Here is a 15,565-nt window from a genome sequence, read left to right as displayed (position 1 = left end):
ATGGCCGCCTTTGTCGTATTGCGAGACTGCATTACACCAGCGAGACCGGTGCCCCGCCCTGCTCGCTCGCATAGCGCCCGAGCGCCGCGAAGAACTCGCTGTCGTCGCGCGTGTTGCGCCATTCGTCGCCCACGCGCTTGTAGTGGTAGCCACCCGAGCGCGCGGCCAGCCACATCTCTTGCAACGGCGCCTGGCTGTTGATGATGATCTTGGTGCCGTTGTCGATGAACTCGATTTCGAGCACGTTGCCGCTGCGCTTGCACTCGACGTCGACGACGTCTTCATCGTTCAGGCGGTCGAAGGCGGTTTCGATCCGTTTCAGGGTCAGGTCGGCCAGGTCCAAAAATTCGGTTTCGGTCATGCTACACTCCAAATCTGCTAATCAAACCCTGATTCTAATCGTGAAGTCCTCCCTCGCGCTTCCTTTCGGCGCTGCGCTGATCGTCTCGGCCCTTGCCGGCTGCGGCCAGACCGGCCCGCTGTACATGCCCAACCCACCCGCCAGGCCCGTGCCGGTCGTCATCGACCAGCCAGCCCAGCCCGTCCCGTCGAACAACGCGTCCACCCCGGCGCCGTACCGCTAACCGTCCGCTTCCACCTTCGCTTTTACCTTATGCCCCATTTCTTGTACCAGGACGGCGTGCTGCACGCCGAAGGCGCTTCCCTGTCCGCCATCGCCGACGAATTCGGCACGCCGACCTATGTCTATTCCAAGGCCACGCTGCTCGAGAACTTCAACGCCTACCAGGACGCCTGCGCCGGCCGCGACGCGCTGGTCTGCTACGCAATGAAGGCCAACTCGAACCTTGCCGTGCTCGACCTGCTGGCACGTCAGGGCGCGGGCTTCGACATCGTCTCGGGCGGTGAACTGCTGCGCGTGATCGCTGCCGGCGGCGACCCGGGCAAGACCATTTTCTCGGGCGTGGGCAAGACCGAGGCCGAGATGGCGCTGGCGCTGGAAAAAGGCATCCTGTGCTTCAACGTGGAATCGATCCCCGAACTGCACCGCCTGAACGCCGTGGCGGGCAAACTCGGCATGCGCGCACCGGTCTCGCTGCGCGTGAATCCGAACGTGGACGCCAAGACCCACCCGTACATCGCCACCGGCCTGAAAGCCAATAAATTCGGCGTCGCCTTCGACGAAGCGCTCGACACCTACCGCGCGGCCGCTGCGCTGCCACACCTGGACGTGGTCGGCATCGACTGCCATATCGGCTCGCAGCTGCTGGACGACGCGCCGCTGCTCGAGGCGCTCGACAAGCTGATCGACCTGATCGACACGCTGCACGCCGAAGGCATCCACCTGCACCACCTGGACATCGGCGGCGGCATCGGCGTCGACTATGGCGTGGCCGGCGACGCGCCACCAGTGCCGGTGGGCGACTACCTCGCCCGCCTGTTCGCGCGCATCGACGCCTGGCGCGCAGCGAAGTACGACGGCCAGCCGCTCAAGGTGATCTTCGAGCCAGGCCGCTCGATCGTCGCCGAAGCCGGCGTGCTGCTGACCCGCGTGGAGTACCTCAAACCTGGCGCCGAGAAGAACTTCTGCATCGTCGACGCCGCAATGAACGACATGATGCGCCCGACGCTGTACCAGGCCTGGATGGGCCTGCAGGCAGTGACGCCGCGCGAAAGCGAAGCGCTGATGTGGGACGTCGTAGGGCCGATCTGCGAATCCGGCGACTGGCTGGCGCGCGAGCGCGAGCTGGCGTTGGAACAGGGCGACCTCCTGGCCATGATGACGGCCGGCGCCTACGGCATGACGATGGCGTCGAACTACAACACCCGCGGCCGCGCAGCCGAAGTCATCGTCGACGGCGACACCATCCACCTGGTACGCCGCCGCGAAACCCCAAGCGAAACCTTCGCGCTCGAAACGCTCATCAAATAAATAAAGCCGGGGTCAGGTCTGACATTCAGACACGACCTCAGCTTTAGCCAGTTCCAATCTTTCCCAAAGCCGGGGTCAGGTCTGACATTCGGACACGACCTCAGCTTTAGCCAGTTCCAATCTTTCCTGCCAGTAGTAGCATCGCGCCATGCCAGCTAGTTCCAACTAAAAGACTGTCGAGGCCGTGTCCGAATGTCAGACCTGACCCCGGCTTTTCACTTGTGCTCAGGCGCGCACGGGCTGCTGTTTGCGTCTGAAGTGCCAGAACACCCGCAATCCGAGCAGCAGCGCAATGATTGAGCCGAAGATGATCGGTCTGGCGAAGTCGTTCTTGCCTTCTTTCATCCACCAGAAGTGCAGGATCGATAGCGGCGCGATCACGTAGATCAGGCGGTGCAGCCATTGCCAGCGCTTGCCGCCCAGGCGCTTGATCATTGCGTTGGTCGAGGTTGCTGCCAGCGGAATGAGCAGCACGAAGGCGATGAAGCCGACCAGGATGAACGGTCGTTTGATGACGTCGGCCAGCATGGCGGGCACGTCGAAGAAGTGGTCGAACCACAGGAATGCCGTGAAGTGCACCAGCGCGTAGAAAAACATGAACAGGCCGATCATGCGGCGCAGCTTGACGAGCCAGTTCCAGCCCGTCAGGCGCCGCAGCGGCGTTACCGCCAGCGTGATGCACAGGAAGTACAGCGCCCATTCGCCGCTGCCCTTGGTGATCGCCGCCAGCGGGTCCGAGAAGCTGCCACTGGCGGTGCCCCAGACCAGGCGCGCGAAGGGAATCAACGCCAGCACGAACACCAGCGCCTTGACCCATCCGACCTGTTTGGTATTCATCCCTGCCATCAGAAATAACGCTTCAGATCTAGGCCGGTATACAGCGACGACACCTGGTCGTAGCCATTGAACATCAGGGTCTTGCGCTTTGGTGCAAACAGGCCGGATTCACCGATGCGGCGCTCACTGGCCTGCGACCAGCGCGGGTGGTCCACGTTTGGATTCACGTTCGAGAAGAAGCCGTATTCGCGCGGTGCCATGTCATTCCAGGCGGTCTTCGGCTGGCGTGAGAGCAGGCGGATGCGCACCAGCGACTTGGCCGATTTGAAGCCGTACTTCCACGGCACGACGAGGCGCACCGGCGCGCCGTTCTGGTTCGGCAGCACCTGGCCGTACATGCCCATCGTGAGCATCGTCAGCGGGTGCATGGCTTCGTCGATGCGCAAGCCCTCGACGTATGGCCAATCCAGCACGCCACTGCGCAGGCCCGGCATCTGCTTGGGGTCGGCCAGCGTCGTGAATTCGACGAACTTGGCATTGCCGGTCGGCTCCACCTGCTTGAGCAGGTTCGACAGCGAATAGCCGACCCACGGAATGACCATCGACCAGCCTTCGACGCAGCGCAGGCGGTACACGCGCTCTTCGAGCGGCGCGAGTTTCAGCAGGCTGTCGATGTCGAGCGTGAGGGGTTTCTTGACCTCGCCCTCGATGCGCACGGTCCACGGGCGCGTGCGCAGCGTGTGCGCGTTCTCGGCCGGATCGCCCTTGTCGAGGCCAAACTCATAGAAGTTGTTGTAGCCGGCAGCGTCCTTGAACGGGGTCTGCTTTTCGTCGGTCGACAGCGCCACATTGGCGCGCGCCGCGAGCTTCTGGCCGGCGGTCTGGGCGAAGGCTTCGCGGTTGGCCATCTCCCAGACGCCGCTGCCGACAGCGGCCGTGGCGGCCATCCGGGTGATGAATTCACGCCGCCCGGTATAGATTTCCTGCGGCGTGATTTCGGAAGGGTACGGAAGATCGAGTCCGTTGGGATTGCGTTTGAAGAGCATGGCTGGCCTCGCGAGCTTGGGAAGCTTCACATTACACGAAGTTCCCTTAAGCTTGCGTTAGGCGGCCAACACTATCGGGTCAGCGCCCGCGCCGTCTTTACAGCTCGCCGTACGAGTGCAGGCCGGACAGGAACATGTTCACGCCCAGGAAGGCGAACGTGGTCACCAGCAAGCCGACCACTGCCCACCAGGCCGCGACACGACCGCGCAGGCCCGTCATCAGGCGCATGTGCAGCCACGCCGCGTAGTTGAGCCACACGATCAGCGCCCACGTTTCTTTCGGATCCCACGACCAGTAGCCGCCCCAGGCTTCAGCGGCCCACAGCGCGCCGAGGATGGTCGCGACGGTGAAAAACGCGAACCCGACCGAGATCGACTTGTACATCACGTCGTCGAGCACCTCGAGCGACGGCAGGCGGTCGACCAGCATGCCGTGCGACTTGAGCAGGTAGGCCGACGCGACCATCGCGGCCAGCGCAAAGGTGCCGTAGCCGATGAAATTGGCCGGCACGTGGATTTTCATCCACCAGCTCTGCAGCGCCGGCACGAGCGGCTGGATCTGGGCGGCGTCGCGCGAGACCGTGTACCACAGCAGGAACCCGACGGCGGCGCCAATGATCAGCATCACGAACGGGCCCAGCTGGCGCGTGGCGTAGTGTTCTTCGTAGTAGAGGTGGAACAGCGCGGTGATGATGGCAAACAGGATGAACACTTCGTACAGGTTCGACACCGGGATATGGCCGACGTCCGGGCCGATCAGGTACGACTCGTACCAGCGCACCATCATGCCGACCGCGCCGATCACGACTGCAGCCCAGCACAGCGAAGCGCCCACGCCGCCGCCGAACTTGCCGCGGCTTAACAGGCCAACCCAGTAGAAGACGGTCGAAAACACGAACAGCGCGCTCATCCACAGGATGGCCGACTGGCTCGACAGCATGTACTTCAGGAAGAATTTCTGCTCGGCCGCGGCCAGGTTGCCGTCGTACAGCGCGATCGCGCCCAGCGACAGCACGGCGACCAGCGGCAGCAGCCAGCGCATCGGTTTCCAGTACCAGCCCAGCACGGCAAACACGGGCGCCGTGCACACCAGGATCACCTCTTCATAGATGTCCATGAAGTGGCCGTACCGGTTCAGCGCGAACAGCGCCGCGGCGCACAAGGCAAGCGCGTACAGCCAGTCGAGCGGGCCCAGGCGGCGGAAGTAGCCCGGCGCTTCCTGGTATTGGTCGGTCGGGCGCACCGGGGCGCCAGTCTTGGGTTGTGACAGTTCCATTGTTTTCTCCAGGCCCGCGCAGCTTACGCCGGTTGTGGCAGCTTTACAGACAAGTCTTCGTACTCGCGCTCGAAATCGAGCGTCTTGCGTTGCGTGCTCATGGCCATCAGCGCTTCGGCGCCCGCCCCAGCATCGCCAGGCACGTCACGCACCCAGATCCAGACGCGCCGCTCGCGAATGTAGAACATCGCGAACACGCCCAGGACAAGCAGGACACAGCCGAAGTAGACCACGTTCTTGCCCGGCGAGCGCGTCAATTGCAGCACCGAGGCCTTCACTTCGGTGAAATCGTCCAGTTGCAGGTAGACCGGCGCGCCGTACAGGTACGTGTCCGACAACGCGTTGGTGGCCAGTTGCAGGAAGCGGCCATTGGCGTCGGTTGGCGCGGCCGGGGCGTCACCGTGCTTTTCGCGCGCCACCTGCCACAGCTCCCACAGGGCGCCGTTGAGCATCTTCATGAAGATGCCCGCCGCCTTCTCTTGCTCGGCCTGCGGAATCTTTTCCAGGAACTGGGCCACGCCGATGAAGCCGCCACGGCCGTCGCCGCCGGCGAAGATGCCGAGCGTGCGCGCAGCCGACTCCTGCAACTGGCCGGCCAGCTCGCTGCTGCTCTGGTTGCCCCCCAGCGCCCGCGCGGCATAGCGGCGCGCCGCCACGACGCGCGCCTCGGGATCGGCCAGCGCCGCGCGCAGGCGCATCCAGTCGCCCACGCCAAAGCGTTCGTCGACGGGAATGCGCAGGAAGCTGAAGCTTTCCGACGGGTTCGCGCGCACGCCGGCCAGATACACCTGCGCGCCATCAAGCGTCATCGGCTGCATGTAGTTCATGTATTCGCGGGCCTGGCCGCTGGCGTCGCGCAGCTTGTATTGCACGCTGGGGCCGACGTTCTTGAGGTCTTTCGTGGCATCGAGCTTGGCGGCCGCGCCCGACGCCTTGCCCAGCGTAGCGGCGAACTGTTCATTGAACGACGTGCCCTTGCTCACTGCGCGCACGTCATTGCCCTGGCTGATGTTCTCGACGTTGAACGGGCGGAAGCCCGACCACTCGACCGCATAGGTCTGGCCGCCGATCTTCAGTTCGGTGGCGCCATTGACTTCGCCTTCGATCGGGAAACTGGCGCTGCCGGCGCCGTTCATCGGGAACCCCGTCAGCCGCAGTTTGCTGCCGCCATCGTCAAAGCTCGACTGGTAGACGGCGATGCCCTTGTAGATCAGCGGGTGATTGACCTTGATGGTCGATTCGAACGTGTGACCGGTTTCCAGGTCGCGCACGACCACGTCGCTGGCAAACAGTTTCGGCATGCCGGTCGAATAGAACTCGATATGGAATTTCTTGAGCTGCAGCGAGAACGGCAGCTCCTGCACCAGGACGCCCGTCGGCTGGTTCAGGATCGCGGTGCGGCTGGCCTGCCCTTCGGCAATGGCGGTATTGCCACGGAAGGTCGGGTTGCCCGTGCCCAGGCGGTGCTGGGCCGGAATGTCCGCAATGGCGCCGCTGCCGGTGAACGGGGTCTTGTTGAAGATCCACTGCTGGATGCGCACCGGCAAGTCCGAGTCGAGCGTGCCGCCCACCAGGATCACGATGATCGACGAGTGCGCGAAGATGTAGCCGAATTTGTTGCCGGCGCCCTTCTTCGCTGTGACCAGCGTGCCGCCGTCCTTTTCGACGATTTTCGTGGCGTAGCCGGCGTGGCGCAGGCGCAGCGCGCTCTGCTCGGCCAGCGCGGTTTTCGACAGTGGCGCCTGCCATTCGAGCTTGTGGTGGAAGTTGCGCAGCGAATCGAAGCGCACGTTCTCGCGCCAGCTGCGCATGTCGCGCATCATTTTCGGCGCGTTGCGGATCAGGCACATGCTGGTGGACATCACCAGCACCACCAGGATCACGAGGAACCACCAGCTGGAATACACGCTGTACAGGCCGAACTTGTTGAAAATCTCGAACCAGAACGGGCCGAACTGGTTGACGTAGTTCGACATCGGCTCGGCCTGCTTGAGGACGGTGCCGATGATCGACGAGATGGAGATGATGGTGAGAAGACTGATCGCAAACCGCATCGATGAGATCAGTTCGACCGCCTCGGCCAGACCACGGCGGCGGGTGTTCAGTGTAATTCCGGTGGTGCTCATGCTTTACAACTTTCTTCCTGCGCGGCGGGTAGCCGCTTGCAGGAAGGGGGTCAGCCCGTCGCTGCCGCCCTTCCTGCGTTCAATGTTGCTTATGCGAGATCGTGGAGTCTCTTAGCGCAAGCCGGCGATATAGTCGGCCACCGCGCGCATTTCAGCCGTCGACATGCGCTGCGAGAGCGTGGTCATTTGCGGGCTGTTGGCGCGGGTGCCACTCTTGAATGCTTCAAGCTGGGCGGTCGTGTAATCCTGATGCTGACCAGCAAGGCGCGGATATTGGGCGGGGATGCCGCTGGCGTTGGCGCCATGACAGCTGGCACAGGCTGCTACGCCACGCTCGGCGATGCCGCCGCGATAGATCTTGCGGCCCAGTTCAACGGTGTCCTTGTTCTTGGCCGCGCCCGGTTTATGTACCTGCACCGCCAGCCAGGCCGCAATGTCCTTCTTCTCGGCATCGGTGAGCATCTTGGCGTAGGTCGTCATGATCGGCTGCTGGCGGTTCGGGGTCGTGAAGTCGACCAGTTGCTTGTGCGTGTAGCTGGCGAACTGACCCGAGAGCTTGGGATTGGCAACGATGGACGAATTGCCCGCCGCGCCATGGCACGACACGCACGATGGCAGGCCGCGCGCGGGGTCGCCCGCATCGTACAGCGCGCCGCCCCTGGCCGGATCGGCCTTGGCGGCAGGTGCCGCTGCGGGCGTCGCCGCTGACGCCGCCGGGAGTCCCCCGAAAACAGTTAGTGTGACCAACAGTGTTTTGAGCAGGGGGGACGACAAGCGGTTCATACTAGCACCTTGAAAAAGTCAATAATTGAAGGTTCAGTGCAGCGCCCTGATTGCTTGGGCCATGGGGCTGGCAGGCAGCAATCAACCCCTTATTGTACAATAGCTTTGTTTCTCCAACGCCATTTCGTAGTCCTCTTATACCTTCTCCCCAATGTCCAGATTATGGCAAGCCCGGTTCTTTACGACCGTGAATCAGTTGCGCGACCTTCCCGACACGAATGTGCCGGAAATCGCCTTCGCCGGGCGCTCCAACGCCGGCAAATCCACAGCGATCAATATCCTCACGAACCAGAAGGGTCTTGCCTTCGCGTCGAAGACGCCAGGTCGCACGCAGCACATCAATTATTTCTCGATCGGCGGCGCCCATGTGGGCCAGCACCGCAAGGACGCGGTCCGGGTCGATGAAATCGAAGCGCTGCTGGTCGACTTGCCGGGCTACGGTTACGCCGAAGTGTCGGGCACGGCCAAGCTGCACTGGCAAAAGCTGCTGGGCGATTATGTCCAGCGCCGCGACCAGCTCGCTGCGCTCATCCTGATCATGGATTCGCGCCGTCCGTTCACCGATCTGGACGTCCAGATGCTCGAATGGTTCGCCCCGACCGGCAAGCCGATCCACTGCATCCTGACCAAGGCCGATAAGCTCAACCGCAACGAATCGACCAATGCCCTGCGTGAAGCGCGCGGCGTGCTCGAAAGCTACGTCGATGAAGATGGCGTCGGCTTCCCGTTCACGGTGCAGCTGTTCTCGGCGCTCAAGCGCATCGGCATCGAAGAAGCCGATGCCAAGATCCTTGCGCTGGCCGGGCTGGACGGCGTTGCCGGCGAGTACGAGGGTGAGGAAGAAGAGCACGACGAATCTGGCGCGCCGTCGGCGGACGACGATCAAACCTCCGCCTGATCCTGCAAGGAGCCACTCGATGAGCATCATCACTTCCGCCTACCCGGCGGCCCGGCCGCGGCGTATGCGCCGCGACCCGTTCTCCCGCGCCATGATGCGCGAGAACACGATTACCGCATCCGACCTGATCTATCCCGTGTTCGTTCTGGAAGGCCAGAACGTGCGCCAGGAAGTCGGCTCGATGCCGGGCGTGGCCCGCGTCTCGCTCGACCTGCTGCTGAAGGTGGCCGAAGAATGCGTCGCGCTCGGGATTCCGGCCATGGCGCTGTTCCCGCTGGTCGACCAGTCGGTGAAAACCTATGACGGTATCGAAGCGACCAATCCGGATGGTCTGGTGCCGCGCGTGGTCCGCGAGCTCAAGCGCAACTTCCCGGAGCTGGGCATCATCACCGACATCGCGCTCGACCCGTACACGACCCACGGCCAGGACGGCCTGCCGGACGAGAACGGTTATATCGTCAATGAAAAGACGATCGAGATGCTGGTCAAGCAAGCGCTCACCCACGCCGACGCTGGCGTGGACATCGTCGCACCGTCGGACATGATGGACGGGCGCATCGGCGCGATCCGCACCGCATTCGAAGCGCAGGGCCATATTCATACGCGCATCATGGCGTACTCGGCCAAGTATGCGTCCGCGTTCTACGGACCGTTCCGCGATGCAGTCGGCTCATCGGCCAATCTCGGCAAGGCCGACAAGAACACCTACCAGATGGACCCGGCCAACAGCGACGAAGCGCTGCGCGAAGTGGCGCTGGACCTGGCCGAAGGCGCCGACATGGTGATGGTCAAGCCAGGCATGCCGTACCTGGACATCGTGCGCCGGGTAAAGGATGAGTTCAGGGTGCCGACGTTTGCCTACCAGGTCAGCGGCGAATACGCGATGCTCAAGGCAGCCGCGCTCAATGGCTGGCTGGACCATGACAAGGTCATGATGGAATCGATGATGGCGTTCAAGCGCGCGGGCGCCGATGGCGTGCTGACGTACTTCGCGCTGGAAATTGCCCGGAAATTGAAGGCAGGTTAACCACCCGCACACCCAACAAAAAACCGTGCCATGGCACGGTTTTTTTACGGCACAGCTAGCACAGCTGGGGTCAGGTCTGACATTCGGACACGAACTCAGCCTTTTCCACATCTAACGGTGTCTTGCGCAGTATCGGCATGGCCCGGTGCAAGCTAGTCCTGACTGCCAGACGGTCGAGGCCGTGTCCGAATGTCAGACCTGACCCCGCTTTTTTCGCTGCCCGACTGTCGAGGTCGTGTCCGAATGTCAGACCTGACCCCGGCTTTTTGTCGAGGCCGTGTCCGAATGTCAGACCTGACCCCGGCTTTTTTTGCTACATTCATCACCCTCCCGGTGGCGGGCGGTATTCCGGGAACATTTCTTTGTATAAGAACTCGGTCAGGCGCGCTTCGTCTGCTGGGCGGGCGCTGAGCTTGACTACGCGGCCCAGGCGGTGCGAATCCCATTCGAAGTCGCCGTTCTTTTCCTTGCGGATCAGCTCGATCATTTTCTTGATGACGGCTGTTTCGATGTCGCGTGCGCTGCCCTGCTCCACCGTTACCGCCGTCAGCCAGCGGCGCTTGAAGCTCGGGTTCCAGCCGCGGAACTTCAGGTCCATCGTGTTGAACGTCTTGTTCGATATCGAGAAGATGCCGCCTGACTCGTTGCTGTCGTCGCGGCCCCGGCCGTTGATCGCGGCGATGTTCGCCAGCGCGTTGCGGTTGCCGCGGACGGCGTCGCTTTCCGGGGTTTCCACTTCGCTGCCGGTCGGTGCGCCACGGCGCTCGCGCTGGGCTTTGACGTAGGCGGCCATGTCCATGTCGGGTGGAACCTCGGTTTTTGGCTGCGGCGGCTGTGGTGGCGGTGGCGTGCGCTCGACCGGCTTTTCGTCGGGAATCGTGATCGTGTCGGGCAAGCGCTGGACGAACACGCGCTCCGGTTGCTTCGGACGCGGCGTTTCCTGCCGGGGCGTCGGTTTCGGTGCCGGTTTGGGCTTCTGCTCGCGCTGCGCCTTCGTCGGCTGCTGCAGCGGCTGGACAAAGAACACATCGGTTTCCCGGTCGGACGCCGGACGCGCTGTCTTCTGCTCTTTTTCGGGCGGCTTGAAAATGAAGATCGCCAGCAGCAGCAAGTGCAGCGCGATCGTGCCGATCAGGCCGCCGCGCTTGGAGCCCTCGCGCTCGTATTGCGGGCCCGGGCGTACCAGTGGCTGTCCGCAGTGGGAGCAAACTTCGCTGTCCTGATCGTAGGAGTGGGGATGGTCACGCAAGGTAGATCGGTATCCTGGAAGCGACGTCTAAAAAAACAGCAGAGAGGCGCAGTCTAACCGTTTTAGAGTACCAGCGCATCACGCCAGCGAGCGGACTGTACCGCTGCTGGCGTTGATGGTTGTTACCAAATGTTTCCGAAATTAAGCATGGTGGGCAACCGGGACATCGTCGGCCTTCGCGAGCTGTTCGTCCGTCATCGGCCCGGTGCCGCTGAAGCGGTCCAGGTACAGGTAAATCACCGGCGTGATGTACAGCGTGATGACTTGCGAGAAGATCAAGCCACCGCACACCGCGAGGCCCAGCGGCTGGCGCAGCTCGGCGCCGGCACCGATGCCCAGCGCGATCGGCAGCGCGCCCATCAGCGCGGCCAGCGTCGTCATCAGGATCGGCCGGAAGCGCAGGATGCACGCTTCGCGGATCGCCTCTTGCGGACTCATGCCCAGCGTACGCTGCGCATCGAGCGCGAAGTCGATCATCATGATGGCGTTCTTCTTGACGATACCGATCAGCATCAGGATGCCAATCATCGCGATCAGCGTCAGGTCCTTGTCGAAGATCCACAGCGTCAACAGCGCGCCGACCGCCGCCGATGGCAGGCCCGCCAGAATGGTCAGCGGGTGGATATAGCTCTCGTACAAGACGCCCAGCAGCACGTAGATGACGCCGATCGCCGTCAGGATCAGAATCAGCTGGCTCGACTGCGTGTCCTGGAACACGGCCGCGTCACCGCCATAAGTGGCAATCACCGAGGCCGGTAACTTCATCGCCGTGCCCATCTGTTCGATGGCGGCGGTGGCGTCGCCCAGCGGCACGCCCGGCGCCAGGTTGAACGACAGCGTGATCGCCTGCAACTGCCCCTGGTGATTCACTTGCAGCGGGCCAACCGTACGGCGCACCGTGGCCACGCTCGACAGCTTGACCAGATCGCCCGACTTGCTGCGCACCGACACGCGCGACAGCGCTTCGTCGTAGGAGCGGTCGCTGGCAGCCGCTTCCAGGATCACGTAGTAGCTGGCAGCCGTCGAGTAGATGGTCGAGACCTGGCGCTCGCCGAACGACGCGTACATCACGGTGCGGATATCGTCCATTTCGAGGCCCAGCAGTGCAGCCTTGTCGCGGTCGATGTCCACGGTCGCTTGCAGCGCCTTGTTCTGCGAATCGCTGTTGACGTCGCGGAAGCGCGCATCCTGCCGCATGCCTTCCAGGAACCGTTCGGCCCAGCCGCCAATTTCGCCGCCCGACACGCTTTGCAGCGTGTACTGGTAGCGCGCCTTGCTCTGGCGCCCGCCCAGTTGCAGGTTTTGCTGGGGCGACATGAACACCTGCACACCCGGCACCGCGCGCGTGGCCTTGCGCAGGTCGTCGATCACGAGCGCCATCGGTGGCCGCTCGCCGCGGGGTTTCAGTACCAGGAACATGCGGCCCGTGTTGCCACCGCCACTGAACGAGGTCGTGTCCTGCACGTACGGATTGGCGCGGACGATGTCGACCACCTTGCCCTGCAGTTCGGCCAGCGCGACCGAGGACGTGTCTTCGGACGCCTCGACGTTCACGCGGATCTGGCCGATATCTTCTTCCGGGAAGAAGCCTTTCGGCATCGTCATGTACAGCACGGCGGTCAGCACGAAGGTGCCCAGCGCCAGCATCAGGACTAAAAAGCGGTGGCGCAGCGCCATGTCGAGCGTGCGGCCGTAGCCGTTGCGCACATTGGTGAACATGGCTTCGAAACGGCGACCGATCCACGACATGTCTTTCGGATCGACGTGGCCGCCATCCTTGAGCAGGCGCGAGCACAGCATCGGCACCAGCGTCAGCGACACGACCGCCGACACCATCACGGCCAGCCCGACAATGACGGCAAATTCGCGGAACAGCAGGCCGATCACGCCCGGCATGAAGAAGATCGGGATGAACACGGCCACCAGCGAGATCGAGATCGAGATGATGGTAAAGCCCATTTCGCGCGCGCCGACGAGCGAGGCGTGCATCGGCTTCTTGCCCATCTCCATGTGGCGCACGATATTTTCCAGCACCACGATCGCATCGTCGACCACCAGGCCGACCGCCAGCGTGATGCCCAGCAGCGAGATATTGTCGAGGCTATAGCCGAGCCAATACAGCAGCGAAAGCGCGCCCAGCAGCGAGATCGGCACCGTCACGGCCGGAATGAACGTGGCCGCCGCGCGGTGCAGGAACAGGAAGATCACCAGGATCACCAGCATCACCGTGCCCAGCAGCGTCAGGTTGACGTCGTGGATCGCTTCGCGGATCGACAGCGAACGGTCGTTGACGAGCTCGATCTTGATCGAGGCCGGCAATTGCCCTTCAAAGCGCGGGATCAGCGCCCGCACAGCGTCGACCACTTCGACCGTGTTGGCATTCGGCTGGCGCTGCACCATCAGCGAGATCGAGCGCTCGCCGTTCAGGCTACCCATGGCCTTGACCGACTGATAGCTGTCCTGGACCTCGGCGATATCGCGCAGGCGCACCGGCAACCCTTCACGCGTGGCAACGATCAGGTTGGCGAAGTCGGCCGCCTTCATCAGCTGGCCGCCGCCCTGGATCGTCAGCGCCTGGGTCGGGCCATCAAGAATACCCAGCGGCGTGTTCGAATTGGCCGCGCGCAGCGCTGCCGCCAGCTCGTCCATCGAGATATTGCGCGCGTTCATCAGGTCGGACTTGGCGCGCACGCGCACGGCGAAGCGCTTGCCGCCGTTGATCGAGACTTGCGAGACGCCCTGCACGGTCGAGATCGCCGGCGAGATCAGATTCTCTGCGTAATCGTTCAGCTCCGACAGGTCCATCGACGGCGAGGTCAGGTGCATGAACAGGATCGGGGCGTCGGCCGGGTTGACCTTGCGGTAGGCCGGCAGTTCCGTCATCTCGAGCGGCAACCGGCGCTGCGCCACCAGCAGCGCCGCCTGGACGTCGACCGCAGCCTTGTCGACATCGATCGAGGTGTCGAATTCCAGCGTGATATTGGTATCGCCCTGCGTGCTGCTCGACGTGATCAGCTTGATGCCGGCAATGGTCGAGAACTGCTTCTCGAGCGGCAGCGCGACCGACGACGCCATCGTCTCGGGACTCGCGCCCGGCAGGTTGGCCGAGACGTTGATGACCGGTGTGTTATAGCTCGGCAGCGCGGCGACCGGGATCTTCATGTACGACAGGATGCCCACCAGCACGAGGCTGAGCGACAACAGCACCACCATCACAGGACGGCGGATACACAGTTCGGACAGGTTCATGCCTGCTCACCCTGCTTGGGTTGTTCGGCCGGGGCCGGCTTGGCCGCCTGCGCCAGGCGCACCTTGCCGCCCGGCCGCAGGTTCTGCTTGCCTTCGGTGATCACCTGCTCGGCGCCGCTCAGGCCGGTGACGGCGGCGTGGTCGCCAAACGCATACACGCGCTTGACCGGCACCTGGCGCGCCGAGTTGCCTTCGGCCAGCACGTAGACGAACGTGCCGTTGGTCGACGTGATGATCGCCGTCTGCGGGATCACGATGGCGTCCTTGAGCGTTTGCACGACCACGCGCGCGGTCACGTACTGGCCGGGCCACAGGCTGGTGTTGTTGTTGGAGAACTCACCCTTGACGCGAATGGTGCCGGCCTGCGCGTCGACGGCGTTGTCGATGAAGCTCAGGCGCCCGGCGACCGGTTTCGCATCGGCGCCGCTCGTCACATGGACGTCGACATTGCCGGCTCTCTGGGCGCCAAGCAGTGCGCCGAGCGTCGATTCCGGCAGCGTGAACGAGACATTGATCGGGTCGAGCTGGGTGACGGTGGTCAGCGACGTCGTCATCTGCACCAGCGCCCCCGGATGGACGTCAATAGCGCCTACCCGCCCCGACATCGGCGCGCGGATCGACGTGTAGCTGGCGCTGACCTGCGTGGCGCGCATGGCGGCCTGGTTCGACTGCACCAGCGCGCGCTGGGCTTCCACCTGGCTCAGCAGCGAGTCAAGCGCACTTTGCGCCAGGAAGTTCTGCGCCACCAGCTCCTGGCTGCGCTTGTACTGGCGGTCGAGGTCGGCCAGCGTGGCGCGGTCGCGTGCCACCTGTGCCTGGGCCTGCGCGACATTGGCCTGGTCGGCGCGGTCGTCGAGCGAGAACATCAGTTCGCCTTCCTTGACGAACTGGCCTTCGCGGATATGGACCTTGCGGATGGTAGTGACGGTCTGCGGATGCAGGTTCACGGTGCGCACCGGCGTGACGGTGCCGTTGGCAAACAGCTCGACGCCGACATCGCGCCGCTCGGGCTTGACCACATTGACGGTCACGGGTGGCTGGCCGCCGCCGGGACCTTTGGCGCCTGGCGCCTCCGCCTTGGCGTCATTGCCCTGATTAAAGTACCAGCCGCCGCCGACGACCAGCGCCGCCACGACGGCGATGACGCCGACATTCTTCTTGTTCATGCTTGTCCCTTGCCGCCAGTGCCGACGGCTCTTTCCAGTGATGATGCTTGTTGATGTGGCCGTTGCGCGCGCGCATT

Annotated in this window: 13 protein-coding genes; 4 read left to right on the top strand and 9 right to left on the bottom strand. The window is 63.4% G+C overall.

The window, feature by feature from the left end:
- Positions 1-31 precede the first annotated feature (31 nt).
- Positions 32-361, bottom strand: a complete 330-nt coding sequence (cyaY, locus tag AC56LN_RS19010; protein WP_499574054.1) for an iron donor protein CyaY — start codon at positions 359-361, stop codon at positions 32-34.
- Between the two features lie 40 nt (positions 362-401).
- On the opposite strand from cyaY, the gene lptM reads away from it, so the two are divergent.
- The gene (gene lptM, locus AC56LN_RS19005) at positions 402-584 is read left to right on the top strand and encodes an LPS translocon maturation chaperone LptM (protein ID WP_499574052.1); all 183 of its coding nucleotides are present in this window, start codon (positions 402-404) and stop codon (positions 582-584) included.
- 29 nt (positions 585-613) lie between these two features.
- Positions 614-1,891 carry a diaminopimelate decarboxylase gene (gene lysA, locus AC56LN_RS19000; protein WP_499574051.1) on the top strand — a complete coding sequence of 426 codons (1,278 nt, stop codon included), beginning with the start codon at positions 614-616 and terminating at the stop codon, positions 1,889-1,891.
- 225 nt (positions 1,892-2,116) lie between these two features.
- Here the strand turns inward: lysA and msrQ are convergent, their stop codons facing one another.
- The 5 genes from msrQ to AC56LN_RS18975 all read right to left on the bottom strand — a co-directional run bounded on the left by msrQ (position 2,117) and on the right by AC56LN_RS18975 (position 7,899).
- Complete coding sequence (gene msrQ / locus AC56LN_RS18995; RefSeq protein ID WP_499574049.1) at positions 2,117-2,737, bottom strand: protein-methionine-sulfoxide reductase heme-binding subunit MsrQ; 621 nt, start codon at positions 2,735-2,737, stop codon at positions 2,117-2,119.
- Complete coding sequence (gene msrP, locus AC56LN_RS18990; RefSeq protein WP_499500499.1) at positions 2,737-3,714, bottom strand: protein-methionine-sulfoxide reductase catalytic subunit MsrP; 978 nt, start codon at positions 3,712-3,714, stop codon at positions 2,737-2,739. The genes msrQ and msrP overlap by 1 nt, the downstream gene beginning before the upstream one ends.
- 97 nt (positions 3,715-3,811) lie before the next feature.
- Complete coding sequence (gene ccsB / locus AC56LN_RS18985) at positions 3,812-4,990, bottom strand: c-type cytochrome biogenesis protein CcsB (RefSeq protein ID WP_499574047.1); 1,179 nt, start codon at positions 4,988-4,990, stop codon at positions 3,812-3,814.
- A 23-nt stretch (positions 4,991-5,013) separates the two neighbouring features.
- The gene (locus AC56LN_RS18980; protein WP_499574045.1) at positions 5,014-7,116 is read right to left on the bottom strand and encodes a cytochrome c biogenesis protein ResB; all 2,103 of its coding nucleotides are present in this window, start codon (positions 7,114-7,116) and stop codon (positions 5,014-5,016) included.
- Between the two features lie 111 nt (positions 7,117-7,227).
- Positions 7,228-7,899 (bottom strand): c-type cytochrome, encoded by a 672-nt coding sequence (locus tag AC56LN_RS18975; RefSeq protein ID WP_499574043.1) that lies wholly within the window; start codon positions 7,897-7,899, stop codon positions 7,228-7,230.
- Positions 7,900-8,050: 151 nt separating this feature from the next.
- Between AC56LN_RS18975 and yihA the strand changes: the two genes are divergently transcribed.
- Together yihA and hemB are read left to right on the top strand one after the other, a co-directional pair.
- On the top strand, positions 8,051-8,797 hold the full coding sequence (gene yihA, locus AC56LN_RS18970) for a ribosome biogenesis GTP-binding protein YihA/YsxC (RefSeq protein ID WP_499574039.1): 747 nt from the start codon (positions 8,051-8,053) through the stop codon (positions 8,795-8,797).
- A gap of 19 nt (positions 8,798-8,816) precedes the next feature.
- The gene (gene hemB, locus AC56LN_RS18965) at positions 8,817-9,824 is read left to right on the top strand and encodes a porphobilinogen synthase (protein WP_499574037.1); all 1,008 of its coding nucleotides are present in this window, start codon (positions 8,817-8,819) and stop codon (positions 9,822-9,824) included.
- A 322-nt stretch (positions 9,825-10,146) separates the two neighbouring features.
- On the opposite strand, the gene AC56LN_RS18960 is transcribed toward hemB, so the two are convergent.
- From AC56LN_RS18960 to AC56LN_RS18950, 3 genes are all read right to left on the bottom strand, one after another.
- Positions 10,147-11,073, bottom strand: a complete 927-nt coding sequence (locus AC56LN_RS18960) for a hypothetical protein (protein WP_499574033.1) — start codon at positions 11,071-11,073, stop codon at positions 10,147-10,149.
- A 141-nt stretch (positions 11,074-11,214) separates the two neighbouring features.
- Positions 11,215-14,322 (bottom strand): efflux RND transporter permease subunit, encoded by a 3,108-nt coding sequence (locus AC56LN_RS18955; protein ID WP_499574032.1) that lies wholly within the window; start codon positions 14,320-14,322, stop codon positions 11,215-11,217.
- A complete protein-coding gene (locus AC56LN_RS18950) occupies positions 14,319-15,488 on the bottom strand; it encodes an efflux RND transporter periplasmic adaptor subunit (protein WP_499574030.1) in 1,170 nt (389 codons plus the stop codon). The genes AC56LN_RS18955 and AC56LN_RS18950 overlap by 4 nt, the downstream gene beginning before the upstream one ends.
- Between the last annotated feature and the right edge of the window lie 77 nt (positions 15,489-15,565).

The organism is Telluria sp. ZT3P26, from assembly GCF_059686035.1.
Note: the sequence above shows the minus strand (reverse complement) of the source record. Positions and strands in the feature narration are given on the sequence as shown.

Coding starts and splice junctions, on each gene's coding strand:
- AC56LN_RS18980 (WP_499574045.1), bottom strand. CDS start 7,116: ATGAGCACCACCGGAATTACACTGAACACCCGCCGCCGTGGTCTGGCC.
- AC56LN_RS18950 (WP_499574030.1), bottom strand. CDS start 15,488: ATGAACAAGAAGAATGTCGGCGTCATCGCCGTCGTGGCGGCGCTGGTC.
- msrP (WP_499500499.1), bottom strand. CDS start 3,714: ATGCTCTTCAAACGCAATCCCAACGGACTCGATCTTCCGTACCCTTCC.
- hemB (WP_499574037.1), top strand. CDS start 8,817: ATGAGCATCATCACTTCCGCCTACCCGGCGGCCCGGCCGCGGCGTATG.
- lysA (WP_499574051.1), top strand. CDS start 614: ATGCCCCATTTCTTGTACCAGGACGGCGTGCTGCACGCCGAAGGCGCT.
- AC56LN_RS18955 (WP_499574032.1), bottom strand. CDS start 14,322: ATGAACCTGTCCGAACTGTGTATCCGCCGTCCTGTGATGGTGGTGCTG.
- msrQ (WP_499574049.1), bottom strand. CDS start 2,737: ATGGCAGGGATGAATACCAAACAGGTCGGATGGGTCAAGGCGCTGGTG.
- cyaY (WP_499574054.1), bottom strand. CDS start 361: ATGACCGAAACCGAATTTTTGGACCTGGCCGACCTGACCCTGAAACGG.
- yihA (WP_499574039.1), top strand. CDS start 8,051: ATGTCCAGATTATGGCAAGCCCGGTTCTTTACGACCGTGAATCAGTTG.
- ccsB (WP_499574047.1), bottom strand. CDS start 4,990: ATGGAACTGTCACAACCCAAGACTGGCGCCCCGGTGCGCCCGACCGAC.
- AC56LN_RS18975 (WP_499574043.1), bottom strand. CDS start 7,899: ATGAACCGCTTGTCGTCCCCCCTGCTCAAAACACTGTTGGTCACACTA.